Source organism: Rhodococcus sp. T7 (assembly GCF_009872365.1).
Taxonomy (GTDB): Bacteria; Actinomycetota; Actinomycetes; order Mycobacteriales; family Mycobacteriaceae; genus Rhodococcus_F.
Genome location: NZ_WXYH01000361.1, coordinates 1 through 18,201, shown reverse-complemented (window position 1 = coordinate 18,201; position 18,201 = coordinate 1). Strand labels below are relative to the sequence as shown.

At 68.0% G+C, this 18,201-nt stretch carries 19 protein-coding genes; 9 read left to right on the top strand and 10 right to left on the bottom strand.

Annotated features, from left to right (window positions below; genetic code table 11):
- Positions 1-101 precede the first annotated feature (101 nt).
- Genes lpdA through pdhA form a run of 4 tightly spaced genes read right to left on the bottom strand, consistent with a single transcriptional unit; the run spans position 102 to position 4,846 of the window.
- Complete coding sequence (gene lpdA, locus MLGJGCBP_RS37310; RefSeq protein WP_160102224.1) at positions 102-1,475, bottom strand: dihydrolipoyl dehydrogenase; 1,374 nt, start codon at positions 1,473-1,475, stop codon at positions 102-104.
- Entirely contained in the window at positions 1,476-2,705 is a 1,230-nt protein-coding gene (locus MLGJGCBP_RS37305; RefSeq protein ID WP_160102223.1) for a dihydrolipoamide acetyltransferase family protein, read from the bottom strand.
- Positions 2,702-3,706, bottom strand: coding sequence for an alpha-ketoacid dehydrogenase subunit beta (locus tag MLGJGCBP_RS37300; protein ID WP_160102221.1), 1,005 nt, complete (start codon positions 3,704-3,706; stop codon positions 2,702-2,704). Before MLGJGCBP_RS37300 ends, MLGJGCBP_RS37305 begins: the two co-directional genes overlap by 4 nt.
- A gap of 3 nt (positions 3,707-3,709) precedes the next feature.
- Positions 3,710-4,846, bottom strand: a complete 1,137-nt coding sequence (pdhA, locus tag MLGJGCBP_RS37295; RefSeq protein WP_160102219.1) for a pyruvate dehydrogenase (acetyl-transferring) E1 component subunit alpha — start codon at positions 4,844-4,846, stop codon at positions 3,710-3,712.
- A 134-nt stretch (positions 4,847-4,980) separates the two neighbouring features.
- Between pdhA and MLGJGCBP_RS37290 the strand changes: the two genes are divergently transcribed.
- Entirely contained in the window at positions 4,981-5,457 is a 477-nt protein-coding gene (locus MLGJGCBP_RS37290) for an Lrp/AsnC family transcriptional regulator (protein WP_160102217.1), read from the top strand.
- A gap of 21 nt (positions 5,458-5,478) precedes the next feature.
- Positions 5,479-6,147: an AIM24 family protein gene (locus MLGJGCBP_RS37285; protein WP_160102215.1), complete on the top strand. Its 669-nt coding sequence runs from the start codon at positions 5,479-5,481 to the stop codon at positions 6,145-6,147.
- Between the two features lie 21 nt (positions 6,148-6,168).
- On the opposite strand, the gene MLGJGCBP_RS37280 is transcribed toward MLGJGCBP_RS37285, so the two are convergent.
- From MLGJGCBP_RS37280 to MLGJGCBP_RS37255, 6 genes are all read right to left on the bottom strand, one after another.
- A complete protein-coding gene (locus MLGJGCBP_RS37280; protein ID WP_160102213.1) occupies positions 6,169-7,629 on the bottom strand; it encodes a PepSY-associated TM helix domain-containing protein in 1,461 nt (486 codons plus the stop codon).
- A gap of 229 nt (positions 7,630-7,858) precedes the next feature.
- Positions 7,859-8,389 carry a hypothetical protein gene (locus tag MLGJGCBP_RS37275; protein ID WP_201453307.1) on the bottom strand — a complete coding sequence of 177 codons (531 nt, stop codon included), beginning with the start codon at positions 8,387-8,389 and terminating at the stop codon, positions 7,859-7,861.
- A 37-nt stretch (positions 8,390-8,426) separates the two neighbouring features.
- A complete protein-coding gene (locus MLGJGCBP_RS37270; RefSeq protein ID WP_160102211.1) occupies positions 8,427-9,440 on the bottom strand; it encodes a CNNM domain-containing protein in 1,014 nt (337 codons plus the stop codon).
- Positions 9,433-10,800 carry a hemolysin family protein gene (locus MLGJGCBP_RS37265; RefSeq protein WP_160102209.1) on the bottom strand — a complete coding sequence of 456 codons (1,368 nt, stop codon included), beginning with the start codon at positions 10,798-10,800 and terminating at the stop codon, positions 9,433-9,435. Before MLGJGCBP_RS37265 ends, MLGJGCBP_RS37270 begins: the two co-directional genes overlap by 8 nt.
- A gap of 168 nt (positions 10,801-10,968) precedes the next feature.
- Positions 10,969-11,943 (bottom strand): ERCC4 domain-containing protein, encoded by a 975-nt coding sequence (locus MLGJGCBP_RS37260; RefSeq protein ID WP_160102207.1) that lies wholly within the window; start codon positions 11,941-11,943, stop codon positions 10,969-10,971.
- Positions 11,944-11,959: 16 nt separating this feature from the next.
- Positions 11,960-12,400, bottom strand: coding sequence for an Lrp/AsnC family transcriptional regulator (locus MLGJGCBP_RS37255; RefSeq protein WP_005254660.1), 441 nt, complete (start codon positions 12,398-12,400; stop codon positions 11,960-11,962).
- A gap of 77 nt (positions 12,401-12,477) precedes the next feature.
- On the opposite strand from MLGJGCBP_RS37255, the gene MLGJGCBP_RS37250 reads away from it, so the two are divergent.
- The 7 genes from MLGJGCBP_RS37250 (at position 12,478) to MLGJGCBP_RS37220 (ending at position 18,110) form a co-directional block, all read left to right on the top strand.
- Positions 12,478-13,221, top strand: a complete 744-nt coding sequence (locus tag MLGJGCBP_RS37250) for an AzlC family ABC transporter permease (protein WP_160102205.1) — start codon at positions 12,478-12,480, stop codon at positions 13,219-13,221.
- Positions 13,214-13,543, top strand: coding sequence for a branched-chain amino acid transporter permease (locus MLGJGCBP_RS37245; protein ID WP_087556086.1), 330 nt, complete (start codon positions 13,214-13,216; stop codon positions 13,541-13,543). Before MLGJGCBP_RS37250 ends, MLGJGCBP_RS37245 begins: the two co-directional genes overlap by 8 nt.
- 88 nt (positions 13,544-13,631) lie before the next feature.
- The gene (locus MLGJGCBP_RS37240) at positions 13,632-13,877 is read left to right on the top strand and encodes a hypothetical protein (RefSeq protein WP_087556085.1); all 246 of its coding nucleotides are present in this window, start codon (positions 13,632-13,634) and stop codon (positions 13,875-13,877) included.
- Between the two features lie 246 nt (positions 13,878-14,123).
- Entirely contained in the window at positions 14,124-14,417 is a 294-nt protein-coding gene (locus MLGJGCBP_RS37235) for a putative quinol monooxygenase (RefSeq protein ID WP_160102203.1), read from the top strand.
- 46 nt (positions 14,418-14,463) lie between these two features.
- Entirely contained in the window at positions 14,464-15,681 is a 1,218-nt protein-coding gene (locus tag MLGJGCBP_RS37230; RefSeq protein ID WP_160102201.1) for an NAD(P)/FAD-dependent oxidoreductase, read from the top strand.
- A 279-nt stretch (positions 15,682-15,960) separates the two neighbouring features.
- Positions 15,961-16,806: a DUF4097 family beta strand repeat-containing protein gene (locus tag MLGJGCBP_RS37225; RefSeq protein ID WP_160102199.1), complete on the top strand. Its 846-nt coding sequence runs from the start codon at positions 15,961-15,963 to the stop codon at positions 16,804-16,806.
- A 74-nt stretch (positions 16,807-16,880) separates the two neighbouring features.
- On the top strand, positions 16,881-18,110 hold the full coding sequence (locus MLGJGCBP_RS37220) for a cytochrome P450 (protein ID WP_160102197.1): 1,230 nt from the start codon (positions 16,881-16,883) through the stop codon (positions 18,108-18,110).
- Positions 18,111-18,201: the final 91 nt, after the last annotated feature.

Here is an 18,201-nt window from a genome sequence, read left to right as displayed (position 1 = left end):
AATTCCTCCGTAGCTGGGCGGTGTACCTGGGGAGCGAAAGGCTCCGCATCAGATAGTGGCACTGTTCCGCATCGCACGCCGGCGCATCGACGACGTCGCGCTCATGCGTGCGTATGGAACGGCTTCCCCGCCAGCGCGAGCATCGCTTCGCCGAGCGCCTCGTTCTGCGTGGGGTGCGCATGGACGAACGGTGCGACGTCGGTGGGCAGGGCTTCCCACGCGACGGTCAGCTGAGCCTCGCCGATCAGCTCGCCGACGCGGTCGCCGACCATGTGCACACCCACCACCGGCCCGGTGTCCCCGGCCCGCACGACCTTGATCCCGCCCGACGTTCGCAGGATCTGGCTCTTGCCGTTGCCGGCGAGGTCGTACACCACGGACGTCGCGTCGCCGTGCCGTTCCCGGGCGGCGTCCTCGGTGAGGCCGACGGACGCGACCTCCGGATGCGAGTACGTCACCCGCGGAATCAGATCCTCGGCCACGACAACCGGGTCGAGGCCGGCGATCTCCTCGGCGACGAAGATTCCCTGCTGGAAACCGCGGTGCGCCAACTGAAGTCCGGCCACGATGTCCCCGACGGCATACACGCCGTCGACGCCGGTGCGCAGCCGGTCGTCGGTGACGACGAACCCGCGGTCCAGGGCGATGCCGTGTTCGGCGAAACCGCAGTCGCCGGTGCACGGACCCCGCCCCACCGCCACCAGCAGGATGTCCGCCTCGAGCGTGTCACCTCCCGCGAGTTCCACGAGGACGCCATCCGCGGTTTCCTTCGCCGCGGCGACCGTGACACCGGTCCGGGTGGAGATCCCGCGTTTGCGGAACGCGCGTTCGAGTTGCTTCGAGCACCACGGATCCTCCGCCGCGACCAGGCGCGGCAGTGCCTCGACGATGGTCACGTCCGCGCCGAACGACGCCCAGACACTGGCGAACTCGACACCGATCACGCCACCCCCGAGAACGATGGCCTTCTCCGGGACGAACCCGAGAGTCAGTGCCTGATCGCTGGTGACGATGCGCTCACCGCACTCGATGGACGGCACCGTCCGGGCGTAGGACCCGGTGGCCAGCACCACCGACGTCCCGGTCCAGCGGGTGCCGTCCACCTCGATCGTCCTGTCTCCGAGATACTTTCCGTGCCCGTGCACCACGGACACCGCATGATGCGCGACCAGGCCCTTCAGCCCCTTGTGCAAGCGATCGATCGTGCCGTTCTTGTACCGGTGCACCGCGTCGATGTCGATGCCGTCGAAAGTGGTTCGCACGCCGAACTCGGCACCGGTCCGCGCGGCGTCGGCGATCTCGGCGGCATTGAGCAGCGCCTTGGTCGGGATGCAGCCACGATGCAGGCAGGTTCCGCCGATCTTGTCTGCCTCGATCAGCCGGACCGACAGCCCGAGTTGCGCGGCCCGGAAGGCGCACGCGTAGCCGCCGGAACCACCACCGAGGATCAGGACGTCGCTGTGTGTGCCGGTCATCTAGAGCCTCCCCAGCACGGTGATCGGATTCTCGATGTAGTCGGCGAACAGCCGGAGGAATCCGCCGGCGACGCCGCCGTCGCACACCCGGTGATCGAAACTCAGCGACACCTGGGTCACCTTCCGGACCGCCAACTGCCCGTCCACGACCCACGGTTTGTCGACGATACGACCGACACCGAGGATCGCGGCCTCCGGATGGTTGATGATCGGGGTGGAACCGTCCACACCGAAGACTCCGTAGTTGTTGAGAGTGAACGTACCGCCGGTCAGCCGCGACGGTGGGAGTGTTCCCTCGCGGGCCAGCGCCGTGGTGTCCCGCAGTCGCCGGGCGAGGTCGACGGTCGTGAGCGAATCGGCCCGCTCGATCACCGGGACGACGAGCCCGCGTGGGGTTTGCGCCGCGATGCCGAGATGGACGTGACCGTAGCGGACGATCTCGTTGCGTTCGGTGTCGACGGTCGAGTTCAGTTCCGGGTAGCGCGCCAGCGCCGCGAGGGCCAGGCGTGCGAGCAGTGCCATCAGGCTGACCTTGTCGTCCTCGGGCAGTGCGGCGTTGATCGACTGGCGGGCGGCGAGGAGATCGGTGGCGTCCACATCGACCCACGTCGTCGCGTCCGGAATTTCGCGCCGGCTCGTCGACAGCTTGTCGGCGACCGCCTTCCGCAGGCCCTTGATCGGTATCCGCTGCGCGTCAACTGCGTCGGTGGCGGGTCTCGCGGCGAGTGCCCGCTCGACGTCGGCGCGATTGATCACCCCACCGGGACCACTGCCCGGCAGCCGCGACAGGTCGAGGTCGTTCTGCCGCGCGAGGTTGCGGACGACCGGCGAGATGACCCGTGTTGCCGAATCCTCATGGACTTGCGTGACTTCGCATTTCGCGCCGACACGACGCCGACGCCGACGGGTGTCCTCACTGGTGCCGTATCCGATGAGCACGTTGCCGCTCCCGGCGCGTTCCTCCTCGCGGTACTGCTCGTGCGCGGCGGTGATTCCGCTGACGGTGATCAGTGGGGTGCCCACCTTCAGCGTCGAGCCTTCGTTGCCGTGCAGGGAGATCACCGTGCCTTCGAAGGGAATCGGCACCTCGACCGCGGCCTTGGCGGTCGCGACCTCGACGACCACCTGGTCGATGGTGACGGTGTCGCCGACCCGGACTCGCCACTCGGCGATGTCGGCCTCGGTGAGTCCCTCACCGAGGTCGGGGAGCAGGAAGACCTGGTTACTCATGCGGTCACCGCCCATCGGGTGTCGGCGGAATCGTTCCACTGCAACCGGTCGACGCTGTCGAGGACGCGGTCGACGTTCGGCAGGTGCAGGCGTTCGAGTTTCGGTGCCGGGTACGGGATGTCGAATCCGCTGACCCGCAGTACCGGAGCGTGCAGGTGATGGAAGCAGCGTTCCTGGACGCGGGCGGCGATCTCGGCGCCGACACCGGCGAAGCCCTGCGCCTCCTGAATGACGATGCATCGGCCGGTTTTCCGGACCGACACCATGACCGTCTCGTCGTCGAACGGCACGATCGACCGCAGGTCGATCACCTCGAGGTCGTGGCCCTCCGCCGCGGCGGCCTCGGCGGATTCGAGCGCGACGGTCACCGACGGTCCGTAGGCGACGAGGGTCGCGTCCCGGCCGGCACGTCGGACGGCTGCCTGCCCGAGCGGTGCGCCCACCGCGAGATCGACGTCGGCGCGGGAGAAGTACAGCCGTTTCGGCTCGAGGAAGATCACCGGGTCCGGGTCGTCGATCGCGGCCCGCAGCAGGGTGTAGGCGTCCTCGACGGTGGACGGGACCACCACCTTCAGCCCCGGGGTGTGCGCGTAGTAGCCCTCACTGGAATCGCAGTGATGTTCGACGCCGCCGATGCCGCCGGCGAACGGGATCCGGATGACGATCGGCACCGACAGTGTGCCCTTGGTGCGGTTCCGGATCTTCGCGACGTGGGAGACGATCTGTTCGAACGCCGGGTAGGCGAATGCGTCGAACTGCATTTCGACGACCGGTTTGAATCCGGCCATCGCCATGCCGATCGCGAAGCCGATGATGCCGGATTCGGCGAGCGGGGTGTCGAAGCAGCGGTCGTCGCCAAAGTCGCGGGTGAGTCCGTCGGTGACGCGGAAGACGCCGCCGAGGGTGCCGACGTCCTCACCGAAGACGACGACGTTCTCGTCCGCGGTGAGCGCGTCGCGCAGTGCGGTGTTCAGGGCCTGAGCCATGGTGAGTGTGGGCATGATTCAGTGCTCCTCGGATTCGGCGGCCAGTTCGGCCTGCACCTGCGCCTGCTGTTCGCGCAACTGTGGGGTGGGTTCGGCGAAGACGTGCCGGAACAGATCGAGCGGGTCGTGGGGCCGGTCGACGTTCATCCCGGCGCGCAGAGTCGCGGCGGCAGTGTCGGCCTCGGCGGCCAGGGCGTCGACGGATCTGTCGTCGAGCAGATTCCGGCCGCGCAGATACTCCTCGAGCCGGGTCAGTGGGTCGCGTCCGAGCCACTGCTCCACCTCGGACGAATCGCGGTAGCGGGTGGCGTCGTCGGCGTTGGTGTGCGCGTCGATCCGGTAGGTGTGGGCCTCGACGATGACCGGTCCGTTGCCGGCCCGGACGAAGTTCGCTGCCACGTCCATTACCGCGAGCATCGCGATCGGATCGTTGCCGTCGACCTGCTCGCTGCCGATACCGTAGCCGACGCCCTTGTGCGCCAACGTGGGTGCGGCGCTCTGCCGGGCGAACGGCACACTGATCGCGAATCCGTTGTTCTGCACCAGGAACACCACCGGGGCCTTGAACACGGCCGCGAAGTTGAGGGCCTCGTGGAAGTCGCCCTCGCTGGTCGCGCCGTCGCCGCAGAACGCCAGCGCGATCGTGTCTCGGCCCCTGCGGTTTTCGCCGTACGCCACACCGGTGGCGTGCAGCAACTGGGTGGCCAGCGGGGTGCACTGGGGTGCGCTGCGGTGCCGGGCCGGGTCGTAACCGCAGTGCCAGTCGCCGGCGAGCATGCTGAGGATCTCGACCGGGTCGATGCCGCGGGCGGCGAGCGCCACCGAGTCGCGGTAGGTGGGGAACATCCAGTCGCCGGGCCGCAGGCTCATCGCCGCCGCGATCTGGCAGGCCTCCTGGCCGCGCGAGGACGGATACACCGCGAGCCGGCCCTGCTTGGTCAGGGCCGTCGCCTGCTGATCGAAGCGCCTGCCCAGCACCATGTTCCGGTGCATCTCCACCAGACGGTGATCGCTCGGCCTCGGGTACCGGGCCTCGCTCCCGGTAAGCGCGCCCGCCGAGTCCAGATACTGCACCGCACTGTCGGCGGGAAGGAACTTCCGATACGGCCTCGCCAGGGGCGGCTCTACGAGCGTCACGTCTACCTCCAGATGCATTGTGTTCGTCAATGCTCGCAACTGAACGACCTATCGACAACGACTGGGCAGAATCAGAGACAAATGGCCTAGAATCGGCCTGTCGGGGGCAGAATGTCTCACCGGAGTTGAGCGACCACAGCAGGGATGGACAGATGGCCGAGGGCACAGCGGACACGTACGAACTCGACGCGATCGACCGACGCATCATCAAGGAACTCGTCGCCGACAGCCGCATCTCGATGCGAGCGCTGGCGGAGAAGGCCCACATCTCCCGCGCCCACGCGTACGTCCGCATCGAGCGATTGCAGGAAGCCGGGATCATCGAAGGTTTCACCACCCGCATCTCGCACTCCAAGGCGGGGTTGGGCTCCTCCGCGTTCATCGCCCTGTCGATCAGGCAGGACTCGTGGCGGGGAATTTCCACCCAGCTGCGGACTTTGCCGTTCGTCGAGCACTTCTCGTTACTGGGCGGCGATTTCGACGTTCTCGTCCTCGTGCGCGCGCCGGACAACAGCGGACTGCGTCACGTCGTCCTCGAGCGGTTGCAGAGTCTCGAAGGTGTGCAGGCGACCAAGACGTGGCTGATCTTCGAGGAAGCCAGCGGCCCCGGACCGGAATGGGTTCGTTGACGCGGCGGATACGATCGCAGCATGCGCAGCGACCTGATGCAGAACGCGGAACGCAATGGTGAACCGGGCACCTTCGTGCTCCAGAATCCCCGAATGCTCAAGGTGGACTTGACCGGAGCCGGTGGCCACTTCTTCGCCCGGCAGGGAGCGATGGTCGCGTACCAGGGTGACGTCGACTTCTCTTACGAGGGCAGCGGCGGCGTCGGGAAGTTCTTCAAGAAGGCGTTCACCGGTGAGGGCATGTCGCTGATGAAGGTGTCCGGCAGCGGCGACGTGTTCCTCGCCCGCGACGCCGACGAGATCTTCCTGCTCGAACTCGAGGACGAGTCGGTGACCGTCAACGGTTCCAACGTCCTCGCGTTCGACAGCTCGCTGAGCTGGGACATCCACCGTGTCGAGGGCGCGTCGATGCTCAGCGGCGGATTGTTCAACACCACGTTCACCGGGCGCGGTGTTCTCGCCGTCACCGTCTACGGCACTCCCGTCGTCCTGAACGTCGACACGCCCACCTACGTCGACATGCAGAGCGCGGTGCTGTGGTCGACCGGCCTGCACTCGACGATCCGGAAGACGGCGAAGATGGCCGCCGCGATCGGCCGCGGATCCGGTGAGGCGTACCAGTTGTGCCTCACCGGAAACGGCGTCGTCGTCGTGCAGGCCTCGGAGGGGCACCCGGTTCCCAAGGCGTGACCGCGCGGGTGCCCCTGTCGATCACCCGGCCCGGGTGCGGCCGAGGGCGCCGACGGCGACGTCGACGAGCAGGAACGCGACGAGGCTGAGTCCCAGAAGCGGGACGAACCAGCCGACGAGGACGACGCAGGCGACTCCGGTCACGGCCGCGACCGGGTGGATGCGACGCCAGGTGCCCCGCGCCGGCGGCCTGCCCACCGCCCGGACGGTGCCGCGGGTGGGCCTGCGCCGCCACCAGAGTACGTAGCCGCGGACGATCACCGCGAGCAACGCCACTGCGAGAGTGGCCAGGATCAGCTGGTTGAGCAGGCCGAACAGCAAGCCCATGTGCAGGGCGATGCCCCAGGACGTCAGCTTCGCGGCGAGTGGCCAGTCGGCGAATCGCGACACGTCCGTCACCGTGCCCGTGGCCCCGTCGACGGCGATCGAGTCGGTCGAGAACTGCCACGGTTCCCGGGTCTGGGTGACCGTGAATGCGGTGCCCGCGTCCGCGGGAACGGTCGCCTCGACGGCACCGGTGACACCGCTGCGCCGGGCCACGTCGAGGACGGTGTCGAGTTCGCCGACGTTCGTGTCGAGGATCCCCGGATCCGGCGCGGGGGTGTGCCCCGCACCGTGCCCGTCGTGACCGCCCGATGCAGCGCCGCCGGGATTCGGCGCCGAGTCCAGTTTCTTGTCGATCTTGGGGGTGGTCCAGCTCAGGGCGGAGCGGAGTTCACCGACGTTCTCGCCGGCGTACCGCGACCAGGTCAGGCCCGTCGCCGAGAGGAACACGAGCCCGACCGCGATCCAGATGCCGACCACCCCGTGCCAGCTGAGGGTGCGATTGCGGCCGCGGCTCGACCGGTCGAGCGTCCACAGCCTGGCGGCGTCCGTGTTCCGGGCCCGGGTCGTGCGGTACCGCTGCACCCACAGGTACACGCCACCGAGCGCGATGACCCACAGCCACGACGCGGCGAGCTCACTGTAGATACGTCCGGGCTCACCGAGGTGCAGGTGCCGGTGCAACTGCGAAATCCAGGTCCGCATCGGCAGCGCACCACTGCTGCCGTAGACCACCAGTTCGCCCTTCGACTGCGCGGTGGCGGGATCGACGAAGACCGCGAGGCGTTCGGATTCGCCCAGTCCGGGGTCGGTGAACATCACCTGCGTCGTGTCACCCGCTTCGGTCGCCGGGCGCACGGCCGCGACGGCGAGGTCCGGGCGAACCCGCTGCGCGGCCCGCACCTGTTCGGACATCGGCAGGTCGGGGCCCGTCGAGTCGACATGCAGATAGTCGCGGTAGACCAACTGCTCGACCGACGGCGCGAGGGCGTAGAGACCGCCGCTGACGGCGGCGATCACCAGGAACGGTGCCACCAGAATCCCCGCGTAGAAATGCAGTCGCAGGATCAGTGGCCGGAGACTGCGCGGCGGCGAGGAGTCCTTCGGCACCGGGGCGGGCGCGACCGGTTTGTCGCGTTCGAGCTCAGGGACGGACATGAAAGATCTCGATTCGAGTTCGGGTGAGCCGGGGCACCCAGCGCCCTCGAGGCGGCGCACGGGGAAGGTGCGCTGACAGCTCGAGGTGACGCGTCGGGGACGCACCGACTCGGGAGGGGTCGGCACCGCGGCTCGCCTGGGAGTCGCCTGATGCCGAGTGGGAACACGCCGGACCGGCGACTCACACGACTGAGGTGTGCGCCGGAAAGCGGTGAGAAAAGGGGGTCGTCTAGACGAGGGCGGGTGGTCCGCGGGTGCCGGCGCCCGCGGCGACGAGCAACCACAACGACAGCTTCGCGCGGTAGACCGGGGTCGCCGACCAGGTGCCGGTATCGACCTGCAGCGGAGCCAGGACGGCGAGAACGATGCGCGACAGCGCCGCCAGGGCCCGCAGACAGGCACGTTCGGCCGATCGGACCAGCACCGCGGCCACCGCAATTGCGACGATGTGCGCGGCGATCATCGGCGTCGACAGTCCCAGGCCGTGTGCATGATCGGCCGCCAACGCCAGCGTGGTGTGGCCGATCAACTGGCCCGCTGCGAGCACCGACAGGACGAACAACCATTCGCGGCTGGCCACCCGGATGGCGGCGACCGACGCACCGACCGCGGCGCACGCCGCGAGAAGCAGCACCACCGAACCGTCGCTCGGCGGCATTCCGCCGCCGGCGATACCGTGCGCGGCGATGCTGACCGCGCCGGACAGTGAACCCACGACGGAGCCGCGCACCTGCGCGACCACATCCAACCGTGAATTCACTCCGCGAGGGTACCGCCTCCCGCGCCCTGCACGAAGGTCAGGCGGACGCCCCCGCGGCCGGACGCAGACGCGCGAGGACGTCCGTCAACGTGACGACACCGATCAGCTGCGCGTCGTCGGTGACGATCGCGAGATGGCTGCGGGTCTCGCGCATCGTGTGCAACGCCTCGTACACGGCGGCGTCCGCGCCGAGGGTCAGCACAGGACGCATCAGGTCGGCGGCCGTCACCGCGGTGCCTGCACGGAGGCTGTCCCGCGCGTGCACCACACCCTTGATCCCGTCGTCGTCGCGCACGAGCAGTCGGAGGTGGCCGCTTCGGTCCGCGGCCGCCTTGATCGCCGCCGCGGTCGCGTCCGGGGCGACACTGCTCGGGGAGGTGTTCGGCCGCACCATGTCCCGCACGGTGAGCGACTGGAGTTCCAGGGCACTGGTCAACTGGCCGTGGTACCGCTCGTCGAGCGTGCCGACGGTCGCGGAGTGCTCGACGAGGTGACGCAGCGCGTCGGGATCCTGGCCCGCCCCGACCTGGTCGACCGGTTCCACGCCGAACAGTCGCAGGCACCGGTTCGCCATCCGGTTCAGCACCAGCAGCAGCGGGCGGGTGGCCCACATGAATCCGCGCATCGGGATCGCCAGCAGGGTCGCCGATTTCTCCGGATGCGCGATCGCCCACGACTTCGGTGCCATCTCGCCGACGACGAGGTGCAGAAACGTGACGATGATCAGGGCGAGGACGAATCCGAGGACGTCCGCCAGCCACAGCGGGGCACCCCACCCCGCGAACGCCGGGGTCAGCCAGTGATGCACGGCCGGCTTCGTGACGGCACCGAGCGCGAGGGTGCACACGGTGATGCCCAGCTGGGATCCGGCGAGCAACACCGACAGCTCGGACGCGCTGCGCAGGGCGGCCCGCGCCGCCCGACTGGTGGGGGCGGCGTCCTCGAGTCGGTGGCGACGGGCAGCGATCAACGCGAACTCGATCGCCACGAAGAACGCGCTGGCCGCGATCAACCCGACGGTGACCACCACGACGACCCAGGGATTACTCATCGGTCGTCTCGCTTTCCAGGACGCGCAGCCTCACGAACAGCGAGGACGGAACGTGCTTGTCGACCGCCCGCACCTCGGCGACGAGGCTGCGGGCGGGTGGGTCGGCGTCGGTGATCAGGTCGGCCGGATCCGGGTTCAATCGGATCGCGACCACATCCCCGACGACGGGGAGACCACCGAACTCCGCGATGACGGCGCCGGCGAGCGTCTCGAAGTCACCGGACGGCAGGTCGTGCCCGAGGACGCGCTCCACCTCGTCGATGTGCAGGTCGCCGGGCATCGTCCAGCCCTCGGACTCGGAGCCCGTCACGGACGCGTCCTCGTCGGGATCGTGTTCGTCGGCGATCTCACCGACGAGTTCCTCCGCGAGATCCTCGATCGTGATGACGCCGGCGAAACCGCCGTACTCGTCGACGACGAGGGCCATCTCGTCGCGGGCAGCCGTCAGCTGTTCCAGCACGTCGGGCAGCGGCAGCGACGTCGGCACGACGACGGCCGCGCGGGCCCGGGACGCGGCAACCCCGTCGGACTGTTCGCCGAGCAGGTCGTGGAGGTGGATGACGCCGCGCAGGTCGTCGGAGGAGGTCCCGACCACCGGGTAGCGGGTGTGGCCGGCGCCCATCTTCCCGAGAACGCTGCGCAGAGGTTCGTCGGCCCGGACGGTGTCGACGTGGGCGCGGGGAATCATGGCGTGCCCGGCGGTGCGGGTGGGGAAGTCGAGAATCCGGTCGAGCAGGGCCGACAGTTCCCGCGGCAGCTCCCCGGCGTCGCGGGACTCGGCGACGATGTGCTCGAGGTCCCGCGCGGTCGCCGAGTGTTCGACGTCGTGCACGGGCTCGATCCGCAGCGCCCGCAGCAGCAGGTTCGACGACTGGTCGAACAACCAGATCAGCCAGCCGAAGAGTTTCAGGTAGACGGTGGTCGACAGCGCGAGCCAACGCGCCACCGGTTCGGGACGGGCGATCGCCAAGTTCTTCGGGAACAGCTCACCGAACAGCATCTGGACGAAGGTGGAGAACAGGACGGCGAGGACGGCACCGACACCGATCCCGACCGCGGTCGGGATGCCGACACCGCCGAGGAGTTCGCCGAGACCACGCCCGATCAGGGGTTCGGCGACATAACCGACGAGCAGACCGGTGACCGTGATGCCCAACTGGGCGCCGGACAACATGAACGAGGTGCGGCGGGTGACGCCCAGTGCGCGTGCGGCACCCGGGTCTCCCGCCTCGGCCCTGGCCCTGAGCCGCGAACGGTCGACCGACATGTACGCGAATTCCTGCGCGACGAAATAGCCGGTCAGGGCGGTGATCAGTAATACGACGACGACGCCGAAGCCGATGCTCAGGACGGTCACCATGGCTTCACCCGCGTCCTGCATCCGGGACTGCGGTGATCACTCTGGGGCGGGCTGGGTCTTCGGGGGCGCGAAGCGCTGGTCATGGCTCTCTCTGCAATAGGGGTACGAGCCACCCATAGTAAAGGACCCTTTACCTTTTAGTGCGACGGGTGTGCAGCGTCACCGATATCAATCGGCGTGAGCTGCCGAAAACGCGCGCATCACCGCTGCCGGGATCCGACCCTTCTCCGACACCTCGATCCCCTGAGTCCGAGCCCAGGCGCGGACAACCGCGGGGCGCTGCACATCCACTTTCGCGGGCGCCACGGGAGGCGCCGTCGCGAACGTCGTTTCGAGATCGCTGGTCGCCCGAGCCGACTCCCACTCGTGCAGGCAGGCGCCCAGCCAGCGGTACGTCCACTCCTGCCCCAGTTGCCGTGTCTCGCAGAACGTCACCGGCAGTGCCGGAAACCGGGCCTGCAATTCGGCGAGCGCCTCCGCAACCCTGGCGCCGCTGACGTGTTCCAGCTTGAACAGTCGGCTGTACCGGTCCTCGACCACCACAGCGGCCCGAGGCAGTGCGCTCAACTCGGCCGCCGCGTACGTCATCCGCCCGGACAGCAGGCTCGCCGCAAGATCCTCGATCGTCTTGCGTTCCACCACTGCCACGATCTCGTCGCCGACCTCGACCGCGTAGTCCCCCGCCGACAACCGTCGCCGGACCGTGGTCGCCTGCTGCTTCCCGAACGTGTACGGATACTTTTCGGCGGTGTCGACGACGATGTCGAGGACGCGGCCGTGGGCCCGCGCCGTCGGCACCGTGACGGCGGGCCTCGCCTGCTTGGCGGTGCGCGGCGACTGCCAGAAGATCATCTCCCGGCCCCGCGCTCGGGTCATGACCAACTGCGAGCGGTTCTCCCGGGCACGGGTGAGCACCAGGTCGATCGCGGGACCTCGCCGGGTGCACGAACGAACCTCGAGCCGCTCCAAGATCTCGGCGTCGGCGGGCCACTCGTCGGCCCGGTGGCAGTAGACCTTGGACGCGCGGGGCCAGGGCTGCTTCGCCTTGACGACAATGCCGCCCGGTCCGAGCGGAACCCGCACCAGATAGGGAAGCGTCGAATCAGCGTCCGGATTCCGCGCGATCAGCAGGTCGTCGGGCATACCGCCAGAATAAAGGTCAGTCGGCGCTCTTGATGGTCTTCATCGTGATCAGCGACGTCACCCGCGACACCGCCGGGAGTCCGCTGAGCTTGGTGGCCATGAAGTTCTCGTACGTCGCGAGGTCGCGGACCGCGACCCGGATGAAGTAGTCGGGGATCCCGAACAGCCTGCGGCATTCGATCACCTCGTCGAACGCGGCGACCCGGGACTCGAACTGCTCGATGGTCGCCTGGTCGTTCACCCCGATCTCGGCGGTGACGATCACCTGGAATCCCCGATCCAGCGCCTCCTGGCTGACGATGGCGCGGTAGCCGGTGATGACGCCGTCCGCCTCGAGTTTCTTGACCCTGCGCAGGCACGGGGAGGGAGTCAGACCCACCAAATCTGCCAATTCGGTGTTGGTCAGACTGGAGTCGTTGCGCAGGTGGTCGAGAATTGCGTGATCGATATCATCCATCGCACTATTATTGCGCACGAGGCCAATTATGGGCATTCGCTCGCAATCGTGCACCGGGATAGTTGCTATAGATTTGCGTGGTGATCGATCCAGCCCCCTTTTCCACGACCGCAGTCGTCGACCCCGACCACCGGCACCCTCCGGAATGGCGTCGGGCCCTGCAGGCGTCCCTCCCCGTCGGGATCGGGCTGGTACCGCTGGGGATCGCCCTCGGGGTGCTCGTCGTCCAGCAGGGACTCAACCCCTGGTGGGCGATGGTCTTCACCTCGCTGATCTACGCCGGTTCCCTCGAATTCATCGCGGTCGGCATGGTCGCCACCTTGACGCCACTCCCCTACATCGCACTGACCGCACTGCTGGTGAACTTCCGGCACGTGTTCTACGCCTTGAGCTTTCCCCTCGACCGGGTCAAGGGCCGGCTCGCCCGGCTCTACAGCATGTTCGCGCTGACCGACGAGGCGTACGCCATGTCGGTCACCGGCGACCGGAGGTCGATGACCGGTCGGGTCATCGTGTACTCGCAGCTGTATCTCCACGCGTACTGGATCGGTGGGGCGATTCTCGGAGCGACTGCAGCACAGTGGATCCCGGATAACATCGTCGGACTCGACTTCGCGCTGACCGCACTGTTCGTCGTGCTGTCCATCGAGGCGATCCGGGCCCAGAGCGGTTTCGCGATTCCCACGATCGCCGTGGCGTGCGCCCTGACTGCGCGACTCGTCGACGCCGAACACATGCTGCCGATCGCGATGGGCGCATTCGTGAGCCTGCTCGTCGTCCGGTATTTCGTCACACGCAGAAAGGTGCCCGCCGATGCCTGACGCCGGCTACATCCTCGCGGCCGTCGCGATCATGGCAGTGATCACGTTCGCCCTGCGGGCGATCCCGTTCGCGATCGTCATGCCGTTGCGGTCGTCCGCGCTCGTCGGCTACCTGGGTGTCTACATGCCCGCCGGGATCATGCTGATCCTGGTTGCGTACTCGCTGAAGAACGTCTCCGTCGCCGCCCCGTCGCACGGAATCCCCGAACTGATCGCGGTGGGGGCCACGGCCGCGGTACACCTGTGGCGCAAGAATGCGGTGCTCTCGATCGTCGTCGGGACGGGTCTCTACGTCGTCCTGATGAACTGGGCATTCGCCTGAGCCCGGCGCGCCTCACGTTCTACGATGCAACCACACGGGTAGGCAGGAACCACAAGACAGTCGGCCGTTTCTCGGGAAGGACGCACTGATGAGTGAACAAGATGCCGGTTCGGTTACGGGTCTACGGGACAAGGACTACAACCTGATCTGGTTCGTCGAAGCCTCACTGAGCAACGCGCTGCGTCTCGAGGGCTACATCTCCGACGCCGACATGGACGGCGACGCCGAGTTGGCCGACTTCTTCCGCCGCGCCCAGGCCGTCAGCCGGAAGGGCGGCGATCTGGGCAAGGCGATGCTCGCCGCCCGCCTCGGGAAAGAAAAGAAGGAAAAGTAAGGTCCACCGCACAACGAAAACCGCCGGCACCCGAAGGTGCCGGCGGCTTCTGCGACGGTGCCGTCATATCGCCTCTCGGCAAGTGGTCGCTCTAGGCGACGAATTTAATGTGGTACCCGGGGTATGTCCGACACCGTCAGCGCGTTCAACAGTACCGCCCTCGGAGATATTCCGCGATCTTCCGCGCCCCGGAAATCACCCCGGCTCCGGAACAAGCGTCCGACTACCCGAACCGGGAGCAAACTCATGGTCATCGTCGCAGGGCACATCACCGTCGAACCGGAGCAGCGCGAGTCCTACCTCGCCGGCTGCGTGACCGTCGTCGAACAGGCGCGCGGCGCGGCCGGCTGCCTCGACTTCGCGATCTCCGCCGACCTGATCGACCCCGGCCGCATCAATATTTTCGAGCGCTGGGAGACGCCGGCGGCGGTCGACGCCTTCCGCAGCAGCGGCCCCAGCGACGAGCAGGGCGCGGCGATGCTCACGGCGTCGGTAGCCGAGTACGACGTCGCCGACGAGCGGTCGTTGTTCGGCGAATGACCGCGATCCGGCAGTCGTCGCGGCCTAGACCTGGCACGATGGCAGGGTGACCGATTCCGATCGCGTCCTCGTCCTCGGCTCGGGGTTCGCCGGTTTGTGGGTCGCGCTGGGGGCAGCGCGGCGGCTCGACGAACTCGGCGCCGCGGGCACCGTCGATGTCACGGTGATCAGCGCGAAGCCGTTCCACGACATCCGGGTCCGCAACTACGAGGCGGACCTGAGCGCGTGCCGCATCCCGCTGGCCGACCTGCTCGACCCGGTCGGCGTCGGGCACATCACCGCCGAGGTGACGGCGATCGACACCGCGGCGCGCACTGTCACCGTCTCGGGCGACGGGGCAGGGGGCACGCAGCGGTACGACCGCCTGGTCCTGGCGCTGGGCAGTCGGGTGGCGAAACCCGACATCCCCGGTCTGCGGGAATTCGGCTTCGACGTCGACACGTACGACGGCGCGATGAAGTTGCAACGCCACCTGGCCACACTGTCCAACGGCCGAGCGGGCGCCGGCGCGGCGACCGCGGTGGTGGTCGGCGCCGGACTCACCGGCATCGAAACGGCGTCCGAGTTGCCCGGAATGCTCGCGAAGACCTGTCACGGCGAACCGCGGGTGGTGCTGATCGACCACAACCCCCACGTCGGTTCCGACATGGGGGACTCGGCGCGACCGGTGATCGAAGCGGGCCTGTCCGACAACGGCGTCGAGACGATGACCGGTGTCGGCGTCGCAGCCGTCGACGAGCACGGGGTGACGCTCTCCTCCGGCGAGGTGCTGGCCGCAGAGACCGTCGTGTGGTGCGCGGGCATGCGGGCGAACCCGCTGACCGCACAACTCGATGCCGAGCGCGACCGGCTCGGCCGCCTGCCGGTCGACGACTATCTGCGCGTGATCGGCTCGCCCGGCGTGTTCGCCGCCGGTGACGTCGCCGCGGCGCGGGTGGACGAGGGTCACCTGTCGGTGATGTCGTGCCAGCACGGGCGCCCGATGGGTCGCTACGCGGGCTACAACGTCGTCAGCGATCTGCTCGACGAGCCGATGCTGCCGCTCCGGATCCCCTGGTACGCGACCATTCTCGACCTCGGACCGGCCGGTGCGGTGTACACCGAGGGGTGGGATCGCCAGGTCGTGACGCGCGGCGCGCAGGCCAAAGCCACCAAGGTCACCATCAACACCCAGCGCATCTATCCCCCGTTGAACCGCGACCGCGACGCGCTGCTGGCCGCCGCCGCGCCGGTGCTGCAGGCACGACCCGACCCCGGACAGTGACCGTCCGGACCGCCTGAAGACATCCGGCGCCGATCGACTTGGTCGCTTCCTGACCAGCAGCTTTTCACTGCGTGGTGCCGCGCCGCATCCTATGTGAGCCATCTAGGTCTTGCGTTGATGCCATTGTGGTGCCATAGTGGTGCCATGCACTCGATCTCGTACGTGAGACACCGCGACCGCGCCGCCTGCTGAGCCGGTCGAGGATGCGGCAGTGCATCCCGCTACACCACGTCCCCGGCCTGCGGGACGTGCCACCCACCCACGACGAAGGGGACAACCATGCCCAATTTCGAGACACCCGAACCGATTTCCGTCACACTCGGCCTCGGCGTCGGCAATGTGCGGATCACCGCGAGCGACCGGACCGACACCGTCGTCGACGTGCATCCGAGCGACGACTCCGACGAGTCGGACGTCCAGGCCGCCCAGCAGGTCCGCGTCGACTACGCGGACGGCATTCTTCAGGTCACGGGACCGAAGGCGCGCGCCTTCGACTTCTCCCGCAAGACCAGGTCGGTGAACGTGTCCATCGAATTGCCGAGCGGTTCACGGGTATCCGGTTCGTTGCATGTGGGAAACCTCAGCGGCACGGGCCGGCTCGGGGACTGCACGTTCAAGACCTCCGCCGGGAACGTCCGGCTCGAGCGGACCGGTTCCCTGCGCGTGAACACCGCCGCCGGCGACGTCAGCGCGGACGGCGTCGCGGGCAACGCCGAGATCCACACCGGCTCCGGGAAGATCCGCATCGGCGAGACCGCGGGCTCCGTGGTCGTGAAGAACTCCAACGGAGACACCACGATCGCCGCGGTTACCGGGGACGTCCGGGTGCGGTCGGCGAACGGCGCCATCTTCGTCGACCGGGCAGGCGCGAGTGTCGAGGCGAAGACGGCCAACGGCAACATTCGCATCGCCGAGGTGGCCCACGGTTCGGTGGAGGTCGGGACGGGGATGGGCGACCTGGAGATCGGCATCGCCGAGGGCACCGCCGCACGGCTGGACGTGAAGTCCAAGTTCGGGCGGGTGCACAACGCCCTGGACGACGTCACCCGGCCGGCGGCCTCCGACAGGACCGCCGAGGTGCGTGCGCACACCTCGTTCGGCGGCATCACGATCCGCCGTTCCTGATCCACTTCCGAGCCTGTCGAACAGGAGAACCCATGACTGTCAAGCAAACTCACCCGGCACGAGAAGGACATCCGATGAGCCGAACCGTTCCCGTCCCGCACGGCCTCCCCATGGATCGCGATGCAGGGCCGTTCGACCCGCCCAGCGCAATCACCCGGCTGCGCGACGCTCGACCCGTCAGTCCGCTGATCTTCCCCGACGGTCACGAGGGCTGGCTCGTCACGGGCTACGACGCGGTCCGCCGGCTTCTGGCCGACACCCGGTTCAGCTCCCGCTCGGACATCGGCATTCTCCACGTGCCGTACGAGACGCCCGGCATGCCCACCGCCACCGAGCCGTCCCCGCAGGTGCCGGGCCTGTTCATCGCGATGGACGCGCCGGACCACACGCGGTTGCGGCGCAAACTCACCGGCGCCTTCACCGTGCGACGCATGAAGCAACTCGAGGAGCACATCGTCGACGTCGTCGAGCGGCAACTGGACGAGATGTCGCGCCTGACGTCGCCGGTCGACCTCGTGAAGGAGTTCGCGCTGCCGGTGCCCTCACTGGTGATCTGCGAACTGCTCGGCGTCCCCTACGCGGACCGGGAGACTTTCCAGGTCAACACGGCCAAGTTCCTCGTCAAGGACCAGGCGCTCGACGAGAAGATGGCCGCGTACGGCGCGCTGACCGGGTACCTGGCCGAACTGGTCACGCTCAAACGCGCCGCGCCCGGCGAGGACATCCTGTCCGACTTGGCGCGCGACGACGACCTCACCGTCGAGGAGCTGATCGGCGTCGCGTTCCTGCTGCTGCTCGCGGGCCACGAGACGACCGCCAACATGCTGGCACTGGGCGCGTTCGCGCTTCTGGAGTACCCCGAGCAGCTGGCCGAACTCCGCGCCGACCCGGACCTGATGCCCGATGCCGTCGAGGAACTCATGCGCTACCTGGCCGTCGCCGACATCTTCTACCGCTACGCCACGGAGGACATCGAACTCGGTGGCGAGACGATCGGACAGGGATCGACCGTCGTCGTCTCCCTGCTGGCCGCCAACCGGGACCCCTTGCGTTTCGACGACCCCGACACCCTGGACATCCACCGCAAGGCCCGCGGTCACCTGTCCTTCGGCCACGGCGTCCACCTGTGCCTGGGCCAGCAACTGGCCCGCCTCGAGATGCGCGCCGGCTTCGAAGGACTGCTGCGCCGCTTCCCGAATCTCGAGCTCGCCGTCCCGGCGGGCGAGGTGAAGCTCAAGTCCGACATGAATATCTATGGCGTGCACTCACTTCCGGTGTGCCTTCGGCCCGTGAGTACTTATTAACGTCGGGCGGTTAACCTCGGGCTTTCACGCTGGTCATGCCCCGGCCGCGTGTTGATCATGAAGAAAGGTGCTCTGAACTGCAAGAATATGG

Excerpts from the sequence above, each read along its gene's own strand:
- lpdA (WP_160102224.1), bottom strand. The coding sequence starts at position 1,475 with ATGACCGGCACACACAGCGACGTCCTGATCCTCGGTGGTGGTTCCGGC.
- MLGJGCBP_RS37305 (WP_160102223.1), bottom strand. The coding sequence starts at position 2,705 with ATGAGTAACCAGGTCTTCCTGCTCCCCGACCTCGGTGAGGGACTCACC.
- MLGJGCBP_RS37300 (WP_160102221.1), bottom strand. The coding sequence starts at position 3,706 with ATGCCCACACTCACCATGGCTCAGGCCCTGAACACCGCACTGCGCGAC.
- pdhA (WP_160102219.1), bottom strand. The coding sequence starts at position 4,846 with ATGCATCTGGAGGTAGACGTGACGCTCGTAGAGCCGCCCCTGGCGAGG.
- MLGJGCBP_RS37290 (WP_160102217.1), top strand. The coding sequence starts at position 4,981 with ATGGCCGAGGGCACAGCGGACACGTACGAACTCGACGCGATCGACCGA.
- MLGJGCBP_RS37285 (WP_160102215.1), top strand. The coding sequence starts at position 5,479 with ATGCGCAGCGACCTGATGCAGAACGCGGAACGCAATGGTGAACCGGGC.
- MLGJGCBP_RS37280 (WP_160102213.1), bottom strand. The coding sequence starts at position 7,629 with ATGTCCGTCCCTGAGCTCGAACGCGACAAACCGGTCGCGCCCGCCCCG.
- MLGJGCBP_RS37270 (WP_160102211.1), bottom strand. The coding sequence starts at position 9,440 with ATGAGTAATCCCTGGGTCGTCGTGGTGGTCACCGTCGGGTTGATCGCG.
- MLGJGCBP_RS37265 (WP_160102209.1), bottom strand. The coding sequence starts at position 10,800 with ATGGTGACCGTCCTGAGCATCGGCTTCGGCGTCGTCGTCGTATTACTG.
- MLGJGCBP_RS37260 (WP_160102207.1), bottom strand. The coding sequence starts at position 11,943 with ATGCCCGACGACCTGCTGATCGCGCGGAATCCGGACGCTGATTCGACG.
- MLGJGCBP_RS37255 (WP_005254660.1), bottom strand. The coding sequence starts at position 12,400 with ATGGATGATATCGATCACGCAATTCTCGACCACCTGCGCAACGACTCC.
- MLGJGCBP_RS37245 (WP_087556086.1), top strand. The coding sequence starts at position 13,214 with ATGCCTGACGCCGGCTACATCCTCGCGGCCGTCGCGATCATGGCAGTG.
- MLGJGCBP_RS37240 (WP_087556085.1), top strand. The coding sequence starts at position 13,632 with ATGAGTGAACAAGATGCCGGTTCGGTTACGGGTCTACGGGACAAGGAC.
- MLGJGCBP_RS37235 (WP_160102203.1), top strand. The coding sequence starts at position 14,124 with ATGGTCATCGTCGCAGGGCACATCACCGTCGAACCGGAGCAGCGCGAG.
- MLGJGCBP_RS37225 (WP_160102199.1), top strand. The coding sequence starts at position 15,961 with ATGCCCAATTTCGAGACACCCGAACCGATTTCCGTCACACTCGGCCTC.
- MLGJGCBP_RS37220 (WP_160102197.1), top strand. The coding sequence starts at position 16,881 with ATGAGCCGAACCGTTCCCGTCCCGCACGGCCTCCCCATGGATCGCGAT.